General features: G+C 62.4%; 17 protein-coding genes. 10 read left to right on the top strand and 7 right to left on the bottom strand.

The features are described from left to right. The first annotated feature begins 50 nt into the window (after positions 1 to 50). Both LJY18_RS15785 and LJY18_RS15780 read left to right on the top strand, forming a co-directional pair. A complete protein-coding gene (locus LJY18_RS15785; RefSeq protein ID WP_238042756.1) occupies positions 51 to 1,319 on the top strand; it encodes a maltoporin in 1,269 nt (422 codons plus the stop codon). A 21-nt stretch (positions 1,320 to 1,340) separates the two neighbouring features. Continuing rightward, entirely contained in the window at positions 1,341 to 2,246 is a 906-nt protein-coding gene (locus LJY18_RS15780; RefSeq protein WP_238042755.1) for a D-hexose-6-phosphate mutarotase, read from the top strand. 29 nt (positions 2,247 to 2,275) lie between these two features. Here LJY18_RS15780 and LJY18_RS15775 read toward each other — a convergent pair whose 3' ends face one another. Next, positions 2,276 to 3,136 (bottom strand): MurR/RpiR family transcriptional regulator, encoded by an 861-nt coding sequence (locus LJY18_RS15775; protein ID WP_238043046.1) that lies wholly within the window; start codon positions 3,134 to 3,136, stop codon positions 2,276 to 2,278. Positions 3,137 to 3,318: 182 nt separating this feature from the next. Here LJY18_RS15775 and zwf point away from each other — a divergent pair, with 182 nt between their 5' ends. The 4 genes from zwf (at position 3,319) to LJY18_RS15755 (ending at position 7,155) form a co-directional block, all read left to right on the top strand. Further along, entirely contained in the window at positions 3,319 to 4,788 is a 1,470-nt protein-coding gene (gene zwf, locus LJY18_RS15770; RefSeq protein ID WP_238042754.1) for a glucose-6-phosphate dehydrogenase, read from the top strand. After that, positions 4,775 to 5,488 (top strand): 6-phosphogluconolactonase, encoded by a 714-nt coding sequence (pgl, locus tag LJY18_RS15765; RefSeq protein WP_238042753.1) that lies wholly within the window; start codon positions 4,775 to 4,777, stop codon positions 5,486 to 5,488. Before zwf ends, pgl begins: the two co-directional genes overlap by 14 nt. Positions 5,489 to 5,507: 19 nt before the next feature. Next, the gene (locus LJY18_RS15760) at positions 5,508 to 6,179 is read left to right on the top strand and encodes a bifunctional 4-hydroxy-2-oxoglutarate aldolase/2-dehydro-3-deoxy-phosphogluconate aldolase (protein WP_238042752.1); all 672 of its coding nucleotides are present in this window, start codon (positions 5,508 to 5,510) and stop codon (positions 6,177 to 6,179) included. Between the two features lie 112 nt (positions 6,180 to 6,291). Then, positions 6,292 to 7,155, top strand: a complete 864-nt coding sequence (locus LJY18_RS15755) for an aldo/keto reductase (protein ID WP_238042751.1) — start codon at positions 6,292 to 6,294, stop codon at positions 7,153 to 7,155. A gap of 9 nt (positions 7,156 to 7,164) precedes the next feature. On the opposite strand, the gene LJY18_RS15750 is transcribed toward LJY18_RS15755, so the two are convergent. The 3 genes from LJY18_RS15750 to cls all read right to left on the bottom strand — a co-directional run bounded on the left by LJY18_RS15750 (position 7,165) and on the right by cls (position 10,546). Beyond that, complete coding sequence (locus LJY18_RS15750) at positions 7,165 to 8,115, bottom strand: bile acid:sodium symporter (protein ID WP_238042750.1); 951 nt, start codon at positions 8,113 to 8,115, stop codon at positions 7,165 to 7,167. 137 nt (positions 8,116 to 8,252) lie between these two features. Next, positions 8,253 to 9,128 (bottom strand): hypothetical protein, encoded by an 876-nt coding sequence (locus LJY18_RS15745; protein WP_238042749.1) that lies wholly within the window; start codon positions 9,126 to 9,128, stop codon positions 8,253 to 8,255. A gap of 29 nt (positions 9,129 to 9,157) precedes the next feature. Next, entirely contained in the window at positions 9,158 to 10,546 is a 1,389-nt protein-coding gene (cls, locus tag LJY18_RS15740; RefSeq protein WP_238042748.1) for a cardiolipin synthase, read from the bottom strand. A gap of 284 nt (positions 10,547 to 10,830) precedes the next feature. On the opposite strand from cls, the gene LJY18_RS15735 reads away from it, so the two are divergent. The 3 genes from LJY18_RS15735 (at position 10,831) to LJY18_RS15725 (ending at position 12,799) form a co-directional block, all read left to right on the top strand. Continuing rightward, positions 10,831 to 10,989, top strand: a complete 159-nt coding sequence (locus tag LJY18_RS15735) for a DUF3309 family protein (RefSeq protein ID WP_238042747.1) — start codon at positions 10,831 to 10,833, stop codon at positions 10,987 to 10,989. A gap of 204 nt (positions 10,990 to 11,193) precedes the next feature. Beyond that, positions 11,194 to 11,928, top strand: a complete 735-nt coding sequence (locus LJY18_RS15730) for a Crp/Fnr family transcriptional regulator (protein WP_238042746.1) — start codon at positions 11,194 to 11,196, stop codon at positions 11,926 to 11,928. Positions 11,929 to 12,091: 163 nt separating this feature from the next. After that, positions 12,092 to 12,799, top strand: a complete 708-nt coding sequence (locus LJY18_RS15725; protein WP_238042745.1) for a Crp/Fnr family transcriptional regulator — start codon at positions 12,092 to 12,094, stop codon at positions 12,797 to 12,799. 47 nt (positions 12,800 to 12,846) lie between these two features. Here LJY18_RS15725 and LJY18_RS15720 read toward each other — a convergent pair whose 3' ends face one another. Next, positions 12,847 to 14,937 (bottom strand): putative bifunctional diguanylate cyclase/phosphodiesterase, encoded by a 2,091-nt coding sequence (locus LJY18_RS15720; protein ID WP_238042744.1) that lies wholly within the window; start codon positions 14,935 to 14,937, stop codon positions 12,847 to 12,849. An 88-nt stretch (positions 14,938 to 15,025) separates the two neighbouring features. Next, positions 15,026 to 15,592: a BON domain-containing protein gene (locus LJY18_RS15715; protein ID WP_238042743.1), complete on the bottom strand. Its 567-nt coding sequence runs from the start codon at positions 15,590 to 15,592 to the stop codon at positions 15,026 to 15,028. A gap of 629 nt (positions 15,593 to 16,221) precedes the next feature. Between LJY18_RS15715 and pgm the strand changes: the two genes are divergently transcribed. Then, the gene (gene pgm, locus LJY18_RS15710) at positions 16,222 to 17,874 is read left to right on the top strand and encodes a phosphoglucomutase (alpha-D-glucose-1,6-bisphosphate-dependent) (RefSeq protein ID WP_269137848.1); all 1,653 of its coding nucleotides are present in this window, start codon (positions 16,222 to 16,224) and stop codon (positions 17,872 to 17,874) included. Between the two features lie 271 nt (positions 17,875 to 18,145). Here the strand turns inward: pgm and LJY18_RS15705 are convergent, their stop codons facing one another. After that, the gene (locus LJY18_RS15705; RefSeq protein WP_238042742.1) at positions 18,146 to 18,880 is read right to left on the bottom strand and encodes a S1 family peptidase; all 735 of its coding nucleotides are present in this window, start codon (positions 18,878 to 18,880) and stop codon (positions 18,146 to 18,148) included. Positions 18,881 to 19,287: the final 407 nt, after the last annotated feature.

Below are 19,287 nucleotides of genomic sequence, written 5' to 3'. Positions count from 1 at the left end.
TCGGCGGTTCTCCGCAGCACTTCACACAATAAAAACAATCAGGAGCAGCTATGAAAATCAGTCTTAACCCTGTGGTATCCCGTCGGCTCACCGGTGCGCGCGGCGCCCCCTACCTGATCGCGCTGGCTTTCGGCCTGGCAGTGCCCCAGGCCCAGGCCCTGGAGTTCAGCGGCTATGTGCGCAGCGGCGCGGGCAGTAGCGAAAACGGCGGCAGCCAGTCCTGCTTCCAGTTGCCCGGCGCCCAATCGAAGTACCGTCTGGGCAACGAGTGCGAGCAGTACTCGGAGCTGGATCTGCGTCAGGATCTGCTGACCCTGGATGACGGTTCGGTGGTCAGCGTCGAAGGCATGGCGCAACTGTTCAACGAGTATGGCCATACCCCGGAGTTCACCGGTGAACATGGTTTTTCCCGGATGAGTCAGGCATTCGTCGAGTGGAGCAAGGTGCCGGCGCTCAATGGCGGCTCGCTGTGGGCGGGGCGGCGTTACTACAAGCGTAACGACATCCATATCAGCGATTTCTTCTACTGGAACCAGAGCGCCACCGGTGCCGGTATCGAGGACTTCGAACTGGGCGGGCTGAAGTACAGCTACGCCATTTCGCGCAAGGACAGTGTGTTCCAGAAGGAATATATCAATCGTCACGATTTCAACGTTGCCGGTTTCCAGACCAATCCGGGCGGCGAGCTGGAGTTTGGCTTGAGTTATATCGCCAAGCCGCGCCATATCGAAGGCGCCAACAGCGGCTGGTCGCTGACCGCCCAGCACAAGCAGACGGATTTTCTCGGCCTTGGCGGCAAGAACACCCTGGCTCTGCAATACGGCCCCGGTCCCGGCACCGCGCTGGGTTCTACTGGCGATGTCGGCCTGGACAGCAGCGCCAAGCGTTATCGGCTGGTGGAGTTCTTCGACTGGCAGGCCACGCCGCGCTGGGGTGGTCAGGCACAGTTCGTCTACCAGAAGGACACGCGCGCGAATAACGACGATGAGCAAAACTGGCTGTCGGTCGGCGCCCGTACCAGCTATGCCTTCACCGACCAGTTCAAGCTGGTTGGCGAGGTCGGTCACGATCAGGTCGAGGCCGCCGATGGCACGCGCAAGCTGAACAAGTTCACCGTGGCGCCAACCTGGTCGCCGACCGGCCCCGGTTTCTGGGCCCGTCCGGAAGTGCGTCTGTACTACACCTATGCCAGCTGGAACCAGGCGGCGCAGCGTGCAGCCAGCGAATTGGCGGCGGGCTCGGCCCTGTCTGACAGCGGCGCCTTCGACACTGCGCGGCACGGCTCCAATTTCGGCGTGCAGGTCGAATACTGGTGGTGATCGCCTGTTTCGAGCGGGTCGATGCTGCCGGCTAAGCCGCGGCGTTCGTCCGGCCTGGCGACAACACGGCCGGGGGCTGCTGCAGAGCATCCCCTGGCCGGGTTGTTTCTGTCGTCCACCGGGCAAGGCCTGCGCTGGGTGACCCATCAGGAGCGTGAGTTGCTGCTGATCGAGCATTCACGTTTTCAGGCGGTGTTCAGTCGCCAGGGCGGCCAATTGCTGCATTTCCAGCCACATGGTCAGCGCCCCTGGTTGTGGTGCGCCAGTCATTGGCCGCGCGGCGGGGCGATTCGCGGTGGGGTGCCGGTGTGCTGGCCCTGGTTCGGTCGCCATCCCGGCGAGAGTGGTTGGCCGTCCCACGGCTGGGCGCGGCTGAGTGACTGGCACTTGCTCGGCAGCGAGGTGGACGAGCAGGGCATGCGCCTGACCTGGCAGCTGGAGCTGTGCGACTGGCGGGTGACCCTGGAAGCCGAGCTGGGCGAGCAGATGCGGCTGCGTCTGCGCACCTCTCATCAAGACAGCGAGTCCTGTCAGCTCAGTCAGGCCTTGCACGCCTATTGGCGCATCAGCGATGTCGCGCGGGTGGCGCTGCTGGGGCTGGATGGCGCTGTAGGCCGGGATTTGCTGGCGCGAGCTGAGTGCCGGCAGCAGGGCGAGCTGCGCATCGAGGATGGCTGTCACCGGATTTTTCGCCACGGCGCGCTCGTCCAGGTGCAGGATCTGGCCTGGCAGCGGCGTCTGCTGGTCGACACTCGCGGCGGCGCCAACAGTGTGGTCTGGCATCCCGGCAGTCGGCCCTTGACCGATGTCGGCTGGCGCGAGGCGCTGGGTTTTGTCTGTGTCGAAGCCGCCAGTTGCGGCGCCGACAGCCTGATCCTCAAGCCGGGCGAGGAGGCCGTGCTGGAGTTGCAGGCACGGTTGGGATAGCAGTGGATTGCAGGTTGTTCAGCCGTGGATCAGCTCGGTTCCTCGTCCAGCGGATAGCGGCTGGCATTGAGGCTTTCCTTGATCTTGCGCAGGTGCGGTTGGAAGTCCACGCCGCGGCGCAGGGTCATGCCGGTGGCCAATACGTCGAGCACGGTGAGCTGGATGATCCGCGAGGTCATCGGCATGTATATGTCGGTGTCTTCTGGTAGCGGGATGTTCAGGCTCAGGGTACTGGCCTTGGCCAGTGGCGAGTCGGCGGCGGTCAGGCCGAGCACCGAGGCACCGTTTTCCCGGGCCAGGCGTGCCACTTCCACCAGTTCGCGGGTGCGTCCGGTGTAGGAGATGATCACAAACAGGTCGCCGGTGTGCGCCACCGAGGCCAGCATGCGTTGCATCAGGACATCGGCGTGGGCCGATACCGCCAGGTTGAAACGGAAGAATTTGTGCTGGGCATCCAGGGCCACCGGCGCCGACGCGCCAAGGCCGAAGAAGTGGATCTGCCGGGCCTGGATCAGCAGGTCGACCGCGCGGCTAACCAGTTGCGGGTCGAGGGATTGGCAGGCGCTGTCCAGCGAGGCGATCGCGCTGCCGAAGATCTTGCGGGTATAGGCTTCGGGGGCGTCGTCGGCTTCCACTGCGCGGCTGACGTAGGCGGCGCCGCTGGCCAGGCTCTGCGCCAGCTGCATTTTCAGCTCGGGGTAGCCACTGACGCCGAACGAACGGCAGAAGCGGTTGACCGTCGGTTCGCTGACCAGGGCGGCTTGCGCCAGTGCGGCGATGCTCAGGCGGGTGGCTTGCTGCGGGTTGCGCAGAATCACCTCGGCGACTTTGCGCTCGGCCTTGTTCAGGCTGTCGAGTCGACCCTGGATCTGTTCCAGAAGGTTTCGCACGCGATCCATTTTTTTCTTCCTAAGCCTGCACTGAAATTGCTGGCCTATCGTACTGATGGGTTCAAGGGGCTACCACTAGAAAGTGTTTTTTAGCAAAATGTTGTTTTTATTACAACATATGGCCTTGATAAAATCCGAATGACAGGGTATTTCTAGCTTAACTTGATAAAAGAACCAACATCATGCCTTCGATAAACGTTGAATCCTGTACTTTTGCCTTGTTCGGCGCGCTGGGTGATCTGGCGTTGCGCAAGCTGTTCCCGGCACTCTACCAGCTCGACCGCGCCGGGCTGTTGCATGCCGATACGCGGATTTTCGCCTTGGCGCGCGAGAATGGCGAGGCGCAGCAGCACCTGGCCTCGATCGACCGTCACCTGCGCCGCTATGTGCCGGCCGGCGAGATCGACGAGGCAGTGCTGCAGCGCTTTCAAGCGCGCCTCAGTTACCTGACCATGGATTTCCTCCAGGCTGACGACTACGACGCACTGGCCGAACAAGTCGGAACGGGCGAACGAGTGATCGCCTACTTCGCCACACCGGCCTCGGTCTATGGCGGTATCTGCGCCAACCTGGCGCGGGTCGGCCTGGCCGAACGGGCGCGGGTGGTGCTGGAAAAACCCATCGGCCACGATCTGCTCTCCTCGCGCGCGGTCAACGACGCGGTGGCGCAGTACTTCCCGGAAACCCGCATCTACCGTATCGACCACTACCTGGGCAAGGAGACGGTGCAGAACCTGATTGCCCTGCGTTTCGCCAACAGCCTGTTCGAGACCCAGTGGAACCAGAACCACATTTCCCACGTGGAAATCACCGTGGCGGAGAAGGTCGGCATCGAGGGGCGTTGGGGCTACTTCGATCAGGCCGGTCAGTTGCGCGACATGATCCAGAACCACCTGCTGCAACTGCTCTGCCTGATTGCCATGGATCCGCCCAGCGAACTGTCCGCCGACAGCATCCGTGACGAGAAGGTCAAGGTGCTCAAGGCGCTGGAGCCGATCACCGCTGCGCAGCTCAGCCGCCAGGTGGTGCGTGGTCAGTACGTGGCCGGCAGCAGCGATGGCAAGGCGGTACCGGGTTATCTGGAGGAGGAAAACTCCAACACCCAGAGCGATACCGAAACCTTCGTCGCCATTCGGGCGGACATCCGCAACTGGCGCTGGGCCGGGGTGCCTTTCTACCTGCGTACCGGCAAGCGCATGGCGGAAAAAATGTCGCAGATCGTCATCCACTTCAAGGAGACGCCGCACTACATCTTCGCCCCGGAGCAGCGCCAGTTGATCGGCAACAAGCTGGTCATTCGCCTGCAACCGGACGAGGGCATCGCCCTGCAGGTGATGACCAAGGATCAGGGCCTGGACAAGGGCATGCAGTTGCGCAGTCACGCGTTGCAGTTGAATTTCTCCGATACCTACCGCAGCGCGCGCATCCCCGACGCCTATGAGCGCTTGCTGCTGGAAGTGATGCGCGGCAATCAGAACCTGTTCGTGCGCAAGGACGAGATCGAGTGCGCCTGGCTGTGGTGCGATCAGCTGATCGCCGGCTGGAAGCAACTCGGCGACGCACCGAAACCCTATGCCGCCGGCACTTGGGGGCCGATGGGCTCGATTGCCCTGATCACCCGCGACGGGAGGTCCTGGTATGGCGATCTCTGATCTCGATTTACCCACGGGTGTGCTGGCTCGCAGCCTGAGCAATCCGGCGCAGCTGGCCAAGGCCCTGGCCCAGGCGGTCGCCGAGACGCTGCGCGTGGCGATCGAAACCCAGGGGCGAGCGACCCTGGTGGTGTCCGGTGGGCGCAGCCCGATCGCCTTTTTCGAGCAACTGGCGCAGCAGCCACTGGACTGGGCGCAGGTCGTGATCAGCCTGGCGGACGAACGTTGGGTGCCGGTCGCCCACCCTGATAGCAACGAAGGTCTGCTGCGTCGCCACCTGTTATGCGGGCCGGCCGCCGCCGCGCGTTTTGTCGGCCTGTATCAGCCGGCTGCCGACTTGCAGCAAGCGGCGCTAAAAGCCGATCAGGCTTTGGCCGAGTTGCCGCCGATCGATGTGCTGGTGCTGGGCATGGGCGATGACGGCCATACCGCTTCGCTGTTTCCCAACAGCCCGCATCTGCACGACGCCTTGCAGCCTGACTGCCCGCGCCGCTGCCTGCCGATGCTGGCGCCCAGCGTGCCGCATCAGCGCCTGAGCATGACCTTGCCGCTACTGACTTCTGCACGTTTGCCACTGCTGGCCCTGCAGGGCCAGGGCAAGCTCAAGACCCTGGCCGCAGCGTTGGCTGTGGGCGAGGCGGCGAGCATGCCGGTGCGCGCATTTTTGCATTCCCCTCTTGAGATTTACTGGTGCCCCTAGGGCCGATGGAGCAGCCGATATGACGACTAACGACAACAGCCAGCACGCCCGCATGGCCGAAAAAATCGCCCAGATCGACAGCCTCTGTGCCCGTGCGCGGATCATGCCGGTGATCACCATTGCCCGCGAGGCGGACATCCTGCCATTGGCCGATGCGCTGGCGGCCGGTGGCCTTACGGTACTGGAGATCACCTTGCGTTCGGTGCATGGCCTCACCGCCATTCGCCTGCTGCGCGAGCAGCGGCCCGAACTCTGTGTGGGCGCGGGTACCGTACTCGACCTGCAGATGCTCGCCGCCGCCGAGGAGGCCGGGGCGCAGTTTATCGTCACTCCAGGCTCGACCGCCGAATTGCTCAAGGCCAGCCTGGACAGCCCAGTGCCAATGTTGCCCGGCACCAGCAGTGCCTCGGACATCATGCTCGGCTATGCCCTCGGCTATCGCCGCTTCAAGCTGTTCCCCGCAGAAGTCTGCGGTGGCGCCGCGGCGCTCAAGGCCCTCGGTGGTCCCTTTGCCGATGTGCGGTTCTGCCCCACCGGCGGCATCAACCCCGGCAACCTGCAGCGTTACATGGCGCTGGCCAATGTGATGTGCGTCGGCGGTACCTGGATGTTCGACAGTGAGTGGGTCAAACAGGGCGATTGGGCGCGCATTCAACAATGCAGCGCCGAAGCCCTGCAACTACTGAACTGACCCAGTAAGAGGGCGCGCGGGGCCGTCCAGGCCAGGCGCACCCTCGAATCAGCACGCTGCGCCCTGCAGTTCGCACGGCGCCACTGCGATTAATCGCGATCGAGCCTCCCCCATGACCCATTCCCCGATCGAGCAGCCATTGCTGCTCGGCATGATGCGCCTGCTCGATTATCCCGAGCTGGCGACCCCACAGGCCCTGCTGGGCTTTGTCGAGCGCTGCGTCGAGCAGGGCTTGAACGGTTTCGATCACGCCAACATCTACGGTCTGGGCCAGTGCGAAGCGCACTTCGGCGCGGCCTTGCGCTTGCGTCCGCAGTTGCGCTCCCAGCTGCAACTGATCAGCAAGGCCGACATCGTCCCGGCGCTGCTGGACGGCTCGCGCTGGCGGGTCAAGCACTACAACACCGGCGCGGCCTATCTGACCGCCGCAGTCGAGGCTTCGCTGACGCGTCTGGGCGTCGAGCGCCTGGATGGCTTTCTCCTGCATCGTCCCGATCCATTGCTGTGCGCCGATGAAGTGGTGCGTACCCTGCAGGCCCTGGTCGAGAGCGGCAAGGTCGGCTGGCTCGGGCTGTCCAACGCCGCGCCGCTGCACTGGCAAAGCCTGGGCCGCGAGTTGCCGCTGCGTTGCAACCAGATCGAGTTGTCGCTGATGGTCCAGCACGCCGCCTGGGATGGCCAGTTGCAGGCCATGCAGGGCGATGGCTTGCAGGTCCTGGCCTGGTCGCCGCTGGCCGGCGGTGCTTTTCCCCCAGCCTTGCAGCAGGCCCTGGCCGAGGTGGCGGATGCCTTGCAAGCAACCCCCAACCAGGTCGCCCTGGCCTGGTTGCGCCGTTTGCCCGGCAGCCCGCGGCCGATTCTCGGCAGCCTGCGCTGGTCGCGGATCGAAGAGGCTTTGAGCGGAGCGGCGCTGCAACTGGACGCCCCGACCTGGTTCTACCTGGCCGAAGCGGCGCGCGGCCACAAGGTGCCCTGAGAGGATCTGCTAGCGAAACAGCCGGCGCGGCAGCCAGCACAGATACCCCAGCATGCCGAACAGTTCGACCACTGACTGCACGACTATCACCACTGCCGCCACTTCCCAGCCGTGCGGCAAGCTCAGGGCGAAGGGTAGCACCACGAAGGAATTACGCGTGCCCAGGCTGAAGGCGAGGGTGCGGCCGTGGCTGGCGGGTAGCTGCCAGGCCCGCGTCAGCAGCTTGGCGATCAGTGCTGCCGCCAGCAGGTAGGCGATGAACACCGGCACCAGCACCGGCAGCAGCTCCAGTGCATCCTGCACCGCTGCCACCTGTGCGCCGGCGATCAGCAACACCACCAGGCCCAGCAGCGGCACCGGCCACCAGGCCAGGCGCTGGCGCAGGGCATCGCGTTCGGGCCGCGCCTCGAACCAGCGCTCGCTAAGGGCGGCGAGCAGCAGGGGCACCAGCACGACCAGCAGTGCCGGCAGCACATCCTTGGGTGCCAGTACGCTGGCCAGCTGTGCGTCTGCCAGCAGCCACAGGTAGACGGGCAGAAGCAGCAATTGCAGGAGCAGGTTGATCGGCGTCACGGCCACCGCGCGCGGCACATCGCCGCCGCCCAGCTGGGTGAAGGTGATGAACCAGTCGGTGCAGGGCACCAGCAACACCAGCAGCACCCCGACACGCAGTACCGGATCATCCGGCACCCAGTGCAGCAGGCTCCAGACCAGCAACGGCACCAGCAGGAAGTTGCCGACCAGCAAGGCGCTGATGAAGCGTCGATCGGCGAAGGCTGCACGCAAGTGCAGCAACGGCACCTGCGCGAAGGTCGCATAGAGCAGCACCAGCAGCGTCGGCCAGAGCAGGGCTTCCAGGGTCGGGGCGAGGCCCGGCCACCGGCTGCCGAGCAGCAGCCCGGCGATGATGGCCACCAGGTAAACCCAGACTTGCCGGCGTTCCAGTGTCAGACGATCCAATGCGGCGTTTCCGTAGGTTCAGGTGGTCGCGGGCAGCCAGCGGTCAGCCAGGCACCAGCGGTTTGGCCGGGCCATCTTAGACGGTTTTTTTGCGCAAACTCGCAGTAGAAGGGGCGCGCTGAAACAGCCCTTGGCGCTCATTCGCTGGCCGCGTTGGCCTGCTGGCGCTGGATTTCCTTGTGTTTCATCTCCAGGTATTGGCCAAGCTCGAGTTCGTGCAGTTGCGCCGGGTATTGCTCGACAGCGCTGTGCCAGAGGTTCAGCCGTTTTTCCAGGCGCGTCGCTGGCGGCGCCGACAGGGCGTTCAGGTAGGCTTCGATCGCCAGGTAATAGCGCATGGTGTTGCGCTCGATCACCCCGCGCATGCCGCCGATGTAGACGGGTTGCCCCTCGGCGTCGCGCTCAAGGATGCTGAAACCCACCTTGTTGCGTCCCAGCGTCGCCAAGTAACTCTGCACGGCGACGCTGGCCGCCAAGCCGTAAGCATAGGAGTAGGACAGGTGCAGGAAGCTGCGCCGGTCATCGAGTGCCACTGCTTCGAGCTTGATGCGGTAGCGGCTGGTGCCCAGCGGTCCATCGGGGGCATCCAGCAGGACCTGCAGGAAGTCGGGCGTAGCCGTGGCGACCCGGTAGGCAAACTCGAACAGGTGGGCATCGGCCAGCGCCTGCTCGAACTTGCGGCCGATATGGAGGCGCAGGACCTCACCATCCGGAGCCGATGAGACGCGGCAGCTTTTCACATTCAGGTGCAGGATGAGGATGTCGCACCAGTGCGTGCTGCCTTGCAACGCCGGGCCGACCACGGCATAGGGCTGCTCGATCACGGCGTAAATATCGCCATGCAAGGTGTCTTCTGTTTGCCGGGACTCGAGATGCAGCGGGCGTTGGAACGGGTTGTCGCCCAGCTGTTCAGCCAGGGCGGCATGCCGGGCCTTGAGTGATTCCGGGTCCTGAGCGTAGGCCTGCGCGGCAATCAGCAGCGCCAACAGCACGACCGCGCGAATCCACTGCAAACAGCCTGCGTTGGCAGGCCGGAAACGCCTCACAACCAGTATTCCCACAGGCGCCCGAGCAATTCCTTGACCCTCGCGTCGAGGGGGCGGCGCCGCCATTTTCCCAGGGTGATCTGCTCCGATTTATCCAGGTCGGCGAGAAAGGCGGCGCGCATCTTGCCGCCGAAATCTGTGCCGAGTACCACCGCATTGACCTCCTGGTTGTGCAGGAAACTGCGCCAGTCAAGGTTGGTCGAGCCGACGGTCGACCAGACTCCATCGATCACGGCGGTCTTCGCATGCAGCAAGGCATCGCGGCGTTGGTGCAGCTTGACCCCGGCCTTGAGCAATTCGCTGTAGTAGGCGCGGCCGGCATGCAATACCAGCCAGGAGTCGGTGCTGCTGGGCAGGATCAACTGCACGTCGACGCCGCGCGCCGCCGCCTGCTTGAGCGCCGCGAGCAGCTGTGGATCGGGCACGAAGTAGGCGTTGGTCAGCCAGATTTCGCTTTGGGCGCTGTGCAACGCCGAGATCAGGGTGACGTAGATCAGGCTGTAGGGATCGTCCGGCGAGCTGCCGACCGCTCGTACCACATCATTACCCTGATGCTGGCTGACCGGGAAGTAATCGCGTGGGGCGAGGGGGGCGCCTTGCTGCTTTTCCCAGGTTTCGATGAACAGCTTTTGCAGCTCGCCCACCACCGGGCCTTCGAGCTGCAGGTGGGTGTCGCGCCAGGGCAGCGCAGCGTCGGGGCGATCGATCGATTGCGGGCTGAAGGAGCCGCCGGAATAGACGCTGCTGATGTTGACGCCGCCGAGAAAGGCGATACGCCCGTCGACGATCAGTAGTTTGCGATGGTCGCGCTGGTTTACCGACCAGCCGGCCTTGGCAGTCAGTGGGTTGACCGGGTTGAACTCCATTACCTGGATACCGGCGGCGCTGAGGCGAGAGAAGAACGTACTCGGTGTGCCGAGGGTGCCGACGCTGTCGCGGATCAGGTTGACCTGCACACCGGCCCGCTGCTTGGCGATCAGTGCGTCGGCGAAGCGCTGGCCGACCTCGTCATCTTCGATAATGAAGGTTTCCATGTTGATGTGATCGAGTGCGGCGTCGATTGCGTTGATCATTGCCTGATAGGTGTCGGGGCCGTCCTGCAGCAGTTCGACCTTGTTGTCGATGGTCAGGGGGCTGCCGACGATGGCTTCTTCGACCGCCAGGTGCAGGTTGAAGATGTTGGTCTCGACACCGCGTGCCTGCAGTCGATCGAGAATGGCCTTGCTCCGCGCGGACGAGAGTGGCCCACGTGGCCCGTCGAGTTGTACTGGCGGCGCATCACGGCGCGCCATATCGGGCGTGAGGGTTGGCAGTGAGCTGCAAGCACTCAGCGCCAGGCTGAGGATTGCCGTGATACACCGCTTCCAGCAATACGCAGCTTGCATTGGCCATCCTCGCGGCAAGGTGTCTCGCGCTGCAGCCGGATGGCCGTCGAAACGCTACATTCGCCTGAATGTACACGCAAAAGGATCGTCGTGACGCCATATTCAACAGAGAGGACAGCGTTCGGCGCCCGTCACGGGATGACGGCTATGTTCGATAACGCACCGAACTGATTGCGTAATCCGTTCAAGCTGCCCGGTGCCGGTCGAGAACATTCGACCATAGTCGTTCAGCGCAGATCGACATGGCTCGTGGCGGTGAGCGTGAACCATTCAAGGAGATCGTCATGAGCTTGGGAACGATTCTGTTAATCGTACTGATTCTGATGCTGGTGGGGGCAATACCCGCTTGGCCGCATAGCCGGAGCTGGGGCTATGCCCCCACTGGCGGCTTGGGCCTGGTGTTGATCATCGTGCTGGTACTGCTGTTGATGGGCCGGCTGTGAAAGCGCTGCCTTCTGCGCCGCGTATCGATTGACGCCGTCAATGTGAGCCCCGCAGTTCTCGACACGCTATGTGCGATAGCGCACAGATGGCATGGTGCCACTATATGCCACCATGTTCGACAGCGTACATATAACCCTATCTATTAATACCGATAAGCTGATCCTGAGGGGTGGCTCTGTCCCCCCTCATTTATAGAGTGTGAGATGCCTGAGTTGTCCGCAACACCACAGAAAAATCATCTTTTGGCTGCCTTGCCTCTGGACGTTCAAAATCGCTTACAACCTAAGCTGGAGCTGGTGCCACTGCCCTTGGGCAAGGTCCTGTATGAGTCCGGCGATACCTTGAGCCACGTGTATTTTCCAACCGATTCGATTGTCTCGCTGCTCTACGTGATGGAGAACGGTGCGTCGGCGGAAATTTCCGTCGTCGGCAATGAAGGGTTTATTGGCGTCGCCGTGTTCATGGGCGGCGAGAGCACCACCAGCCGTGCCATCGTGCAAAGCGCCGGATACGCGTATCGACTGCCGTCGCGGCAGTTCAAGGATGAGGTCAATCGCTACAGCGAGATGCTGCACCTGATGCTGCGTTATACCCAGGCGCTGATCACGCAAATGGCGCAGACGGCGGTGTGTAACCGCCACCATTCGATTGACCAGCAACTCTGTCGCTGGTTGCTACTGTCGCTCGATCGCTTGCCAACCAATGATCTGGTCATGACCCAGGAACTGATCGCCAATATGTTGGGCGTGCGCCGCGAGGGCGTCACCGAGGCGGCTGGCAAGCTGCATCGATCAGGGGTGATCGAATACAGTCGCGGGCGCATCAAGGTGATCAACCGACCCATGCTCGAGCTGATGAGCTGCGAGTGCTATGCCGTGGTAAAGAAGGAAACGGATCGCCTGCTACCCTTTGCGGTGCAAGCGGTGGCGCTGGGTTAATGGGTTGGGCAGCACACCATATTCCATGCCAATCAAGGTATTAGCGCCATCCGTACCATAGCGAACAGACAAGCCAGCGTTGCTCTATCAGACTGCCGAATCGGGACTGTTCGGCACCTTTCCTGTGTCGCTTCCCGACTTTCTCGTGCTGCAGGACGCAGGAATGTCAGCAGCAATCAAGGCTCCCGTGGTTAACCAGCTGCTTGCAAGTTTGCCGCACAAGGAGTCGCAACGATTCCTGGAGTGCTGCGAGCCAGTCGATCTAGTGTTCGGCACCATCCTCTGCGAGCCGGAGCAAACCCTACGCCACCTGTACTTTCCGCTGACCGGGTTTATCTCGCTGGTGACCACGCTGCGTGATCATCAGCCACTGGAAATGGGCCTGATCGGCAATGAAGGCATGCTCGGCGCGACCCTGGTTCTGGGCGTGAACAGTGTGCCGATGCGCGCGGTGGTGCAGGGCGCCGGCACTGTATTGCGGATCAACGCTGCACATTTTCGTCGCGAGCTGCAGGAGTGTCCGGAGCTGCTGCGCACACTCAACCGCTACCTGTATGTACTGATGGCGCAGCTGTCGCAAACCGCCGCCTGCACCCATTTCCATGAAATCGAACCGCGTCTGGCACGCTGGTTGCTGATGACCCATGATCGCGCGCACGCCGATCACTTCTACCTTACCCACGAATACCTGGCCGACATGCTCGGGGTGCGCCGAAGTGGCGTCACCGTCGCCGCAGGTGTCTTGCAGCTGCGCGGCCTGATTCACTACACCCGTGGCGAGATCAGCATCCTCGACCGCAAAGGGCTAGAGGCCGCCTCTTGCGAGTGTTACGAGGCGGCCATCGATGACTACGCGCAGTTGCTGAAGTAGGCCGCAGGTCTCGGTTCGCTTGGTACAACAGACTTCTGCAGCATTGCCTAGAGCGTTGTGCCAAGGCCCGTCTGCAGAAGTCTGGAGAACTGCTCTGCAACCAGCGGCCGGCCGAAATAGTGGCCCTGTCCTTCCTCACACCGCTGTTCTTGCAGAAATGCCAGTTGTGCTTGCTGCTCGACGCCTTTGGCGATCACTCGATGATTGAGACTGGCACCCATGGCGATTACGGCACGGATGATTGCGCCATTATTGCCCTTCGTTGAGCCAATGGCATGGACGAATGACTGGTCAATTTTCAAGAAATCGATCGGGAACTGACTCAGGTAGCTCAAGCTAGAGCAGCCGATACCGAAGTCGTCCACCGCAGTCTGGATGCCCATCTCCTTGAGTTGATGGAGTATCGCGATGCTGCCCTTGGCATCGCGCATCAGGACGCTTTCGCTCACTTCCAGTTGTAGGTTGCCAGGCGCCAATCCGCTGTCGCTCAAGATGGCGTGAACGCCTGCAACGAAATCCTGATGGCGAAACTCTTCTGCGCAGAGGTTGACTGCAACCGGTGTGGCCCGCGCGGTGACGTCTTGCCAGCGTTTGGCCTGGGCACAGGCTTCGCCTAGCACCCAGCGACCAATTGGCACAATCAGGCCGCACTCTTGCGCAATCGACACAAAACGGCTGGGCAAAACCAGCCCCCATTGCGGGTGGTTCCAGCGCAGCAGTGCCTCCGCACCCATGATCGTGCCGCTAAGCAGATTAACCTTGGGTTGATAATGCAGGACGAACTCCTGCCGCTCCAAGGCCGCGCGTAAATGGCCTTCGATGAGTTGCCGCTCGTGCGCGTGGACGTTCATCTCATTCTTGAAAAACTGGAAGTTGTTACGACCATGCTCCTTGGCCCGGTACATCGCGGTGTCGGCATGCTTGATCAAGCTTTCTGCGTTCAGGCCATCGCTTGGATAAATGCTGATGCCGATACTGGTCGTCACGTGCAGTTCATGCGCCGTAATGTGGTGTGGCCTTGCCAGTGAACTGAGGATCTTTTCTGCCGTTAGGGCGGCGTATTCAGCCTGATGCTCTTGCGCGACCAGCACCACAAACTCGTCGCCCCCCAGGCGACTCACAGTGTCGGAGCTACGTACGCAAGCACACAGGCTCTGAGCAACCGATTGCAGCAGTTGGTCACCGATGGCGTGGCCCAGTGAATCGTTGATGTGCTTGAAGTTGTCCAGGTCGAGGAAAAGTACGGCGAGATTGGTGCCGTGGCGTTCGGCCAAGGTTATCGCTTGTTCGATACGGTCATTGAGGAGCAGGCGGTTGGGTAGATTGGTCAAGAAGTCATGTTGCGCCAAGTGGGCCATTTTCACGGTCATCGCCTGCGCGGCGCTGATGTCATGGAACACGATCACGGCGCCGCTGATCTTTCCGCTGGAGTCGTGGATTGGCGCGGCGGAGTCTTCGATCATGGCTTCGCTGCCATCGCGTTTGATCAGGATCGTACCTGCGGCCAGGGTCTGCGGCTTGCCCTGCTCGAGTACCCGCTTGATCGGGTTGTGCACCAACTTGCGCGTCGTACTGTTGACGATATGCATTACTTCGGCGATGGGGCGGCCGCCAGCTTCCTGCCGAGACCAGCCAGTCATCTGCTCGGCCGCCACATTCAGGTAGTCGACATTGCCTGCCAGGTCCGTGCCGATGACCGCATCGCTGATCGAGTTGAGGGTGGTCTCGGCGCGCGCCTTTTCTATCAAGATGCTTTCCCTGACGGCACTGCGCTGGATGATGTTACGCAGCGATTGCGCGACCAGGTAACTGCCAAGATGACCTTTTCCCAGGTAGCCATGTGCGCCCCGTTGTACCGCTTGCTCCGCGAGGTCTTCATCCGCTTCGCAGAGGGCCATGATGGGCGTGTGGGGTACCAGGGCGAACAGCTTGTCGAAAGTCTCCAGACCTTGGCAATCAGGCAGCGAGAGCGCCGTCAGGATCGCGTCGATATCGCCGGTGTTGAGCCTTTCCAGGGCATCGGCAAGACAGGTCAGCCATTCGATGATGAATAGACCGTCTTTGGCCTTGCCCAGTACCTCTCGCAACACCGCTGCATCAGCGGCGTCAGCGCTGATGATCAGGATTCGATTGGCCATGTCGTATTCACTCCTTTGAACCATCTCCATGGCATAGCGAGCCTATGCCTACAGCATGCAACAGCGCCATCAGCGATCACCCGCTGAACTAAAACCTGAATGCATCAGGATAAAGACTTTTAAGTTCGGGCAAGGGCCGTGGCCGTTCTTGCGCCGTGGAAAATGTGGCGCGGTTGGCTGGCCTGTCGCCCGGCTTTCTCACTGTGCCGCGGTCAAGCGGAGTAAGGGGGGGACTTGTACCGTTGGTGTGCAAGAAGGCCGACTGCTCTGGATCGCTGATCCAGCGGCCGTTGTCAGGTTGTTCGGTGCCAGCCCGGACCTGGCTGTCGACCTCGATCAGCTTCGTTTGCACCACTATCCGGTTATCCACGGCGACGATTCCGTGGACGCTCAGCGCGATGGCTTTGGCCAGCGTCTTGTTGGCGGCGGTCTCTACCTCGCCGCTCAGGGTGGCCTTGCCATTGAGCACGGACACCTCAAGGGCGTCAGCGCTTAAATGTGGATTCAGCGCATAGGCTTTCCAGACTTGGGTTTCCTGCCGGGCATCGGCAACGTCCTGAGAGAGTGGCTGCGCGCCGACTATGTTGCTTATTGTTGCGACTATGGCAAAGCCGAAGCCGGCTGTGAGAGCGTTTTTGCATGGGTGCAAGGGCATGTTGCTTCTCCACTGGGATCAGCAGTGCAGTGGGTTGTGCTTTCGCCGCGTTGTTGCCATGAACTGTTGTTAACCCGGACGTAGTCCTGGGGGCCACCGTTCTGGGTTGGCGGTTCGGCAGGGCAGTAATTGGGGACTTGATCTTTTCCTGTTCGGGCATTCGGCATGAATTGCACCGCCCGCAAAAAATCAATTGTCGTGCGATTGTCACGATGTCCATGGCGAGACGAATCGTCTGTGCGGTGGCGCACTTAGCCGCCGGAAATCAGGGTCATTGCTGATGCAGCCTTACGGCGCAAGTACGTTCTTCAGCGCGACTGTTGGGCACCGGCGTGAACCGCAATACCTGGCATCGAGTGCTCTGCGGTTAGTTTGATGATTAACGGTATCAGGGGGGAGCCGTTCAGCTGCCGTCGACACCCGGAGAGATTTACACCCGCCGCTGCCCAGCAGTTGGTCGACGACCAACTGCTGGGCAGCGGCGCTATGTCGAGGGCGCGGCGAAGATCTGCCGCAGATTTCCCCGTGGCTCTGGTTGGCTAAAAGGGATTGAGCGGCGGCGGGGCGGTCGGCGATTGTGTCGGCGCCTGTTAGGCTAGGGGCTGTACACGTTATTCAGGGAGACAATTTTGAGTTCACGCATCCATCCTTTGGCCGGCCAGCCGGCGCCTGCAGAGATGTTGGTCGATATCGAACAACTGCTGGCCGCTTACTTCGATCTGCAGCCCGATCCCAGCGTGGCCACCCAGCGCGTGGCCTTCGGCACCTCGGGGCACCGCGGCAGTTCGTTGGCCTCCAGCTTCAACCAGTACCACGTGCTCGCCATCAGCCAGGCGATCTGCGATTACCGTGAAGCGCAGGGCATCGACGGCCCGCTGTATATCGGCGCAGACAGCCATGCCCTGTCGCAGCCAGCGCTCGACACGGCGCTGGAGGTGCTGGCCGCCAATGGCGTTCAGACCATGATTTCCGCCGGTGGCGAATTCACCCCGACCCCGGCGATATCCCACGCCATTCTGGTGCACAACCGGGGGCGCGCCACGGGCCTGGCCGACGGCATCGTGATCACCCCTTCGCACAATCCGCCGGACAGCGGCGGCTTCAAATACAACCCGTGCAATGGCGGCCCGGCTGACAGCGACATCACCAACTGGGTGCAGAACCGCGCCAATGCCTTGCTCGAAGGTGGCCTCAAGCAGGTCAAACGCATGCCGCTGGCCCAGGCACGTCAGGCGCCGACTACCCATGAGCACGATTACCTGGCGGCCTATGTCGGTGACCTGGGCAGCGTGATCGATTTCGCGGTGATCCGCGCGGCCGGGCTGCGTATGGGCGTCGATCCGCTGGGCGGTGCGGGCGTGCATTACTGGTCGCGTATCGCTGAGCAGTATGGGCTCGATCTGCATGTGGTCAGCCAGGTCGTAGACCCGCAGTTCGCCTTCATGAGCCTGGATTGGGACGGTCAGATCCGCATGGACCCTTCGTCGAGCCACGCCATGCAACGGCTGATCGGCCTCAAGGATGGCTACGACATCGCCTTTGCCTGCGACACCGACTACGACCGCCACGGCATAGTCGCGCCCAGCGTCGGCTTGCTGCCGGCCAACCACTTTCTCAGCGTGGCCATCGATTACCTGTTCCAGCATCGCCCGCAGTGGAGCGCTTCAGCGGCAGTGGGCAAGACCCTGGTCAGCAGTGCCATGATCGATCGGGTCAGTGCCCGTCTGGGTCGGCCGCTGCTGGAAGTGCCAGTCGGCTTCAAGTGGTTCGCCGGTGGCCTGTTCGACGGCTCGCTGGGCTTTGCGGGTGAGGAAAGCGCCGGTGCTACGTTGTTGCGCCGTGACGGCAGCGTCTGGACCACCGACAAGGACGGCATGGCGCTGGCCCTGCTGGCCGCGGAAATGACCGCCAGTTGCGCTCGCGACCCGGGCGAACTGTATCGCGGCCTGACCGAGGAGTTCGGCGAGATAGTGGCCGACCGCGTCGATGCGCCGGCCACCCCCGTGCAGAAGAAAGCCTTGAGCCAGCTCTCGCCGCAGCAGGTGCACAGCACTCAGCTGGCCGGCGATGCGATCACCCAGGTGCTCGACAAGGCGCCGGGCAACGGCGCGGCGCTGGGCGGGATCAAGGTGATCAGCGCTGGCGGCTGGTTCGCCGCGCGGCCATCGGGTACCGAGGACATCTACAAGATCTACGCCGAGAGCTACCGCGACCCGGCGCACCTGCAGCGGATTCTTGGCGAGGCGCAGCAGATCGTCGACGTGGCACTGGCCACGGGCTGAGTTCGGCTTCCTTGGTAACACCCCATAAACCCGCGGCAATCCCTCTCGGCCTGCCCGGGTTTATCCGGCTTCGGTAATACCGAGCGTATGCATGGGCCGGGGGACTGCTCTGTCTGGGTGATCGAGCGCCGTCGCGAGACTGCCTTGAGGCGTTCGCGGCAAGGCTCGCTGCGTGAAAGGCGGGGGAGTTTAGCGAGCTAAAGGACTCTGCTTTTCACCTGGTGCAATGCCGTCGCGGGCATTTGCAGGCGGCCGCGCTAGGCGAGAGTTCTCAGTTCTCGGTGAGGGTCAGCAGGATGTCGGCGTACCAGGTGCAGTTGAGCCCGAGTGCTTCGTCCAGTTGCAGGTCGCGGGTGCCCACATCGAGGCGGGCCGAGTGCACGCCCAGGAGCATCCATGGCAGGTCGCCGAGGCCATTCTCTGGAGTATTGGCGACCCGCGTCACCACGGGCGCGCCGCTGATGCCGCGGTGCGTCCGGGCATCGCTGAGAAAGTAGCCCTTGCTCTGAAAGCGCAAGCCGAACGAGGAGGCGATCACCGCCTGGCGCACCACGGGCATGTGGTGCAGGGTGTCGTGGAAACCCAGGGGGAAACCGACCACCAGCAGGGAGGTGCCGACCTCGACCTCGGCGGTCGGGCCATACAGGTGTGCAGGGGTAAAGGCACGGTAGAACGCGGTTGCGGGCAAGGCGGCGCGATCCAGTTCGATCACTGCCACATCGATCTCGCCAGTGGAGTCCAGGCCCTGGCGCCACAGGCTTTCGCCGTCGCGGTAGAGTGGGATCGAGATGCCGATGGACTGGGCGATATTGTCCGGGTCGGTATGCAGTTCGATTTCAATACGATCCGGGAAGTGCTGGTTCTGCGCATCAATCATCACGTGCCGGCTGGTGACGAGGAACAGGCGCTCGTCGCGGGCGAAGAAAAAGCTGCTGGCATTGGTCAGCTGCTTGTGCTGATTGAAGGTACAGAGGCGGGCTGCAGTGAGCAAAATGGGTTCAATCATCATGGTGTCCTTGAATTATCCAGGTTGGCTGGGCTGCAGCACAGACACCGGGGGAGCTCTCGCTTCCGCGGGTCATGACGCTATTCAGTAAACTGTGGCTCTGCCCGTCCATGGACGCGCGTAAACCACCCTCTGCAGGGCTGATAGGCACATCAGTCGAACTGGGTAGATAGCGCGACAACGTCGCGCGGGGTTAGCCACCTTGATCCGGCCGAGCCCATTAAAGGGACGCTACGGATTCCTTCCGGCGAAGCCGCAGAGGCCGCTTCGGGCTACTGTCCTTCACCGCACTGGTCTTTTGCATCTGCAGAACTGGGCCGTGCCCTGGTGCAAATTCAGCGGCGTCGATGTGGCGCGCAGCGCTGCTAGAGTGGTCCTCTCATCAGGAAGGCTGCTGCCGATGAACT

The sequence above is a fragment of the Pseudomonas sp. MMS21 TM103 genome (assembly GCF_022132145.1).
Lineage (GTDB): Bacteria > Pseudomonadota > Gammaproteobacteria > Pseudomonadales > Pseudomonadaceae > Aquipseudomonas.
The sequence above is the reverse complement of the archived record's forward strand: the minus strand, read 5'-3'. Positions and strand labels throughout refer to the sequence as shown.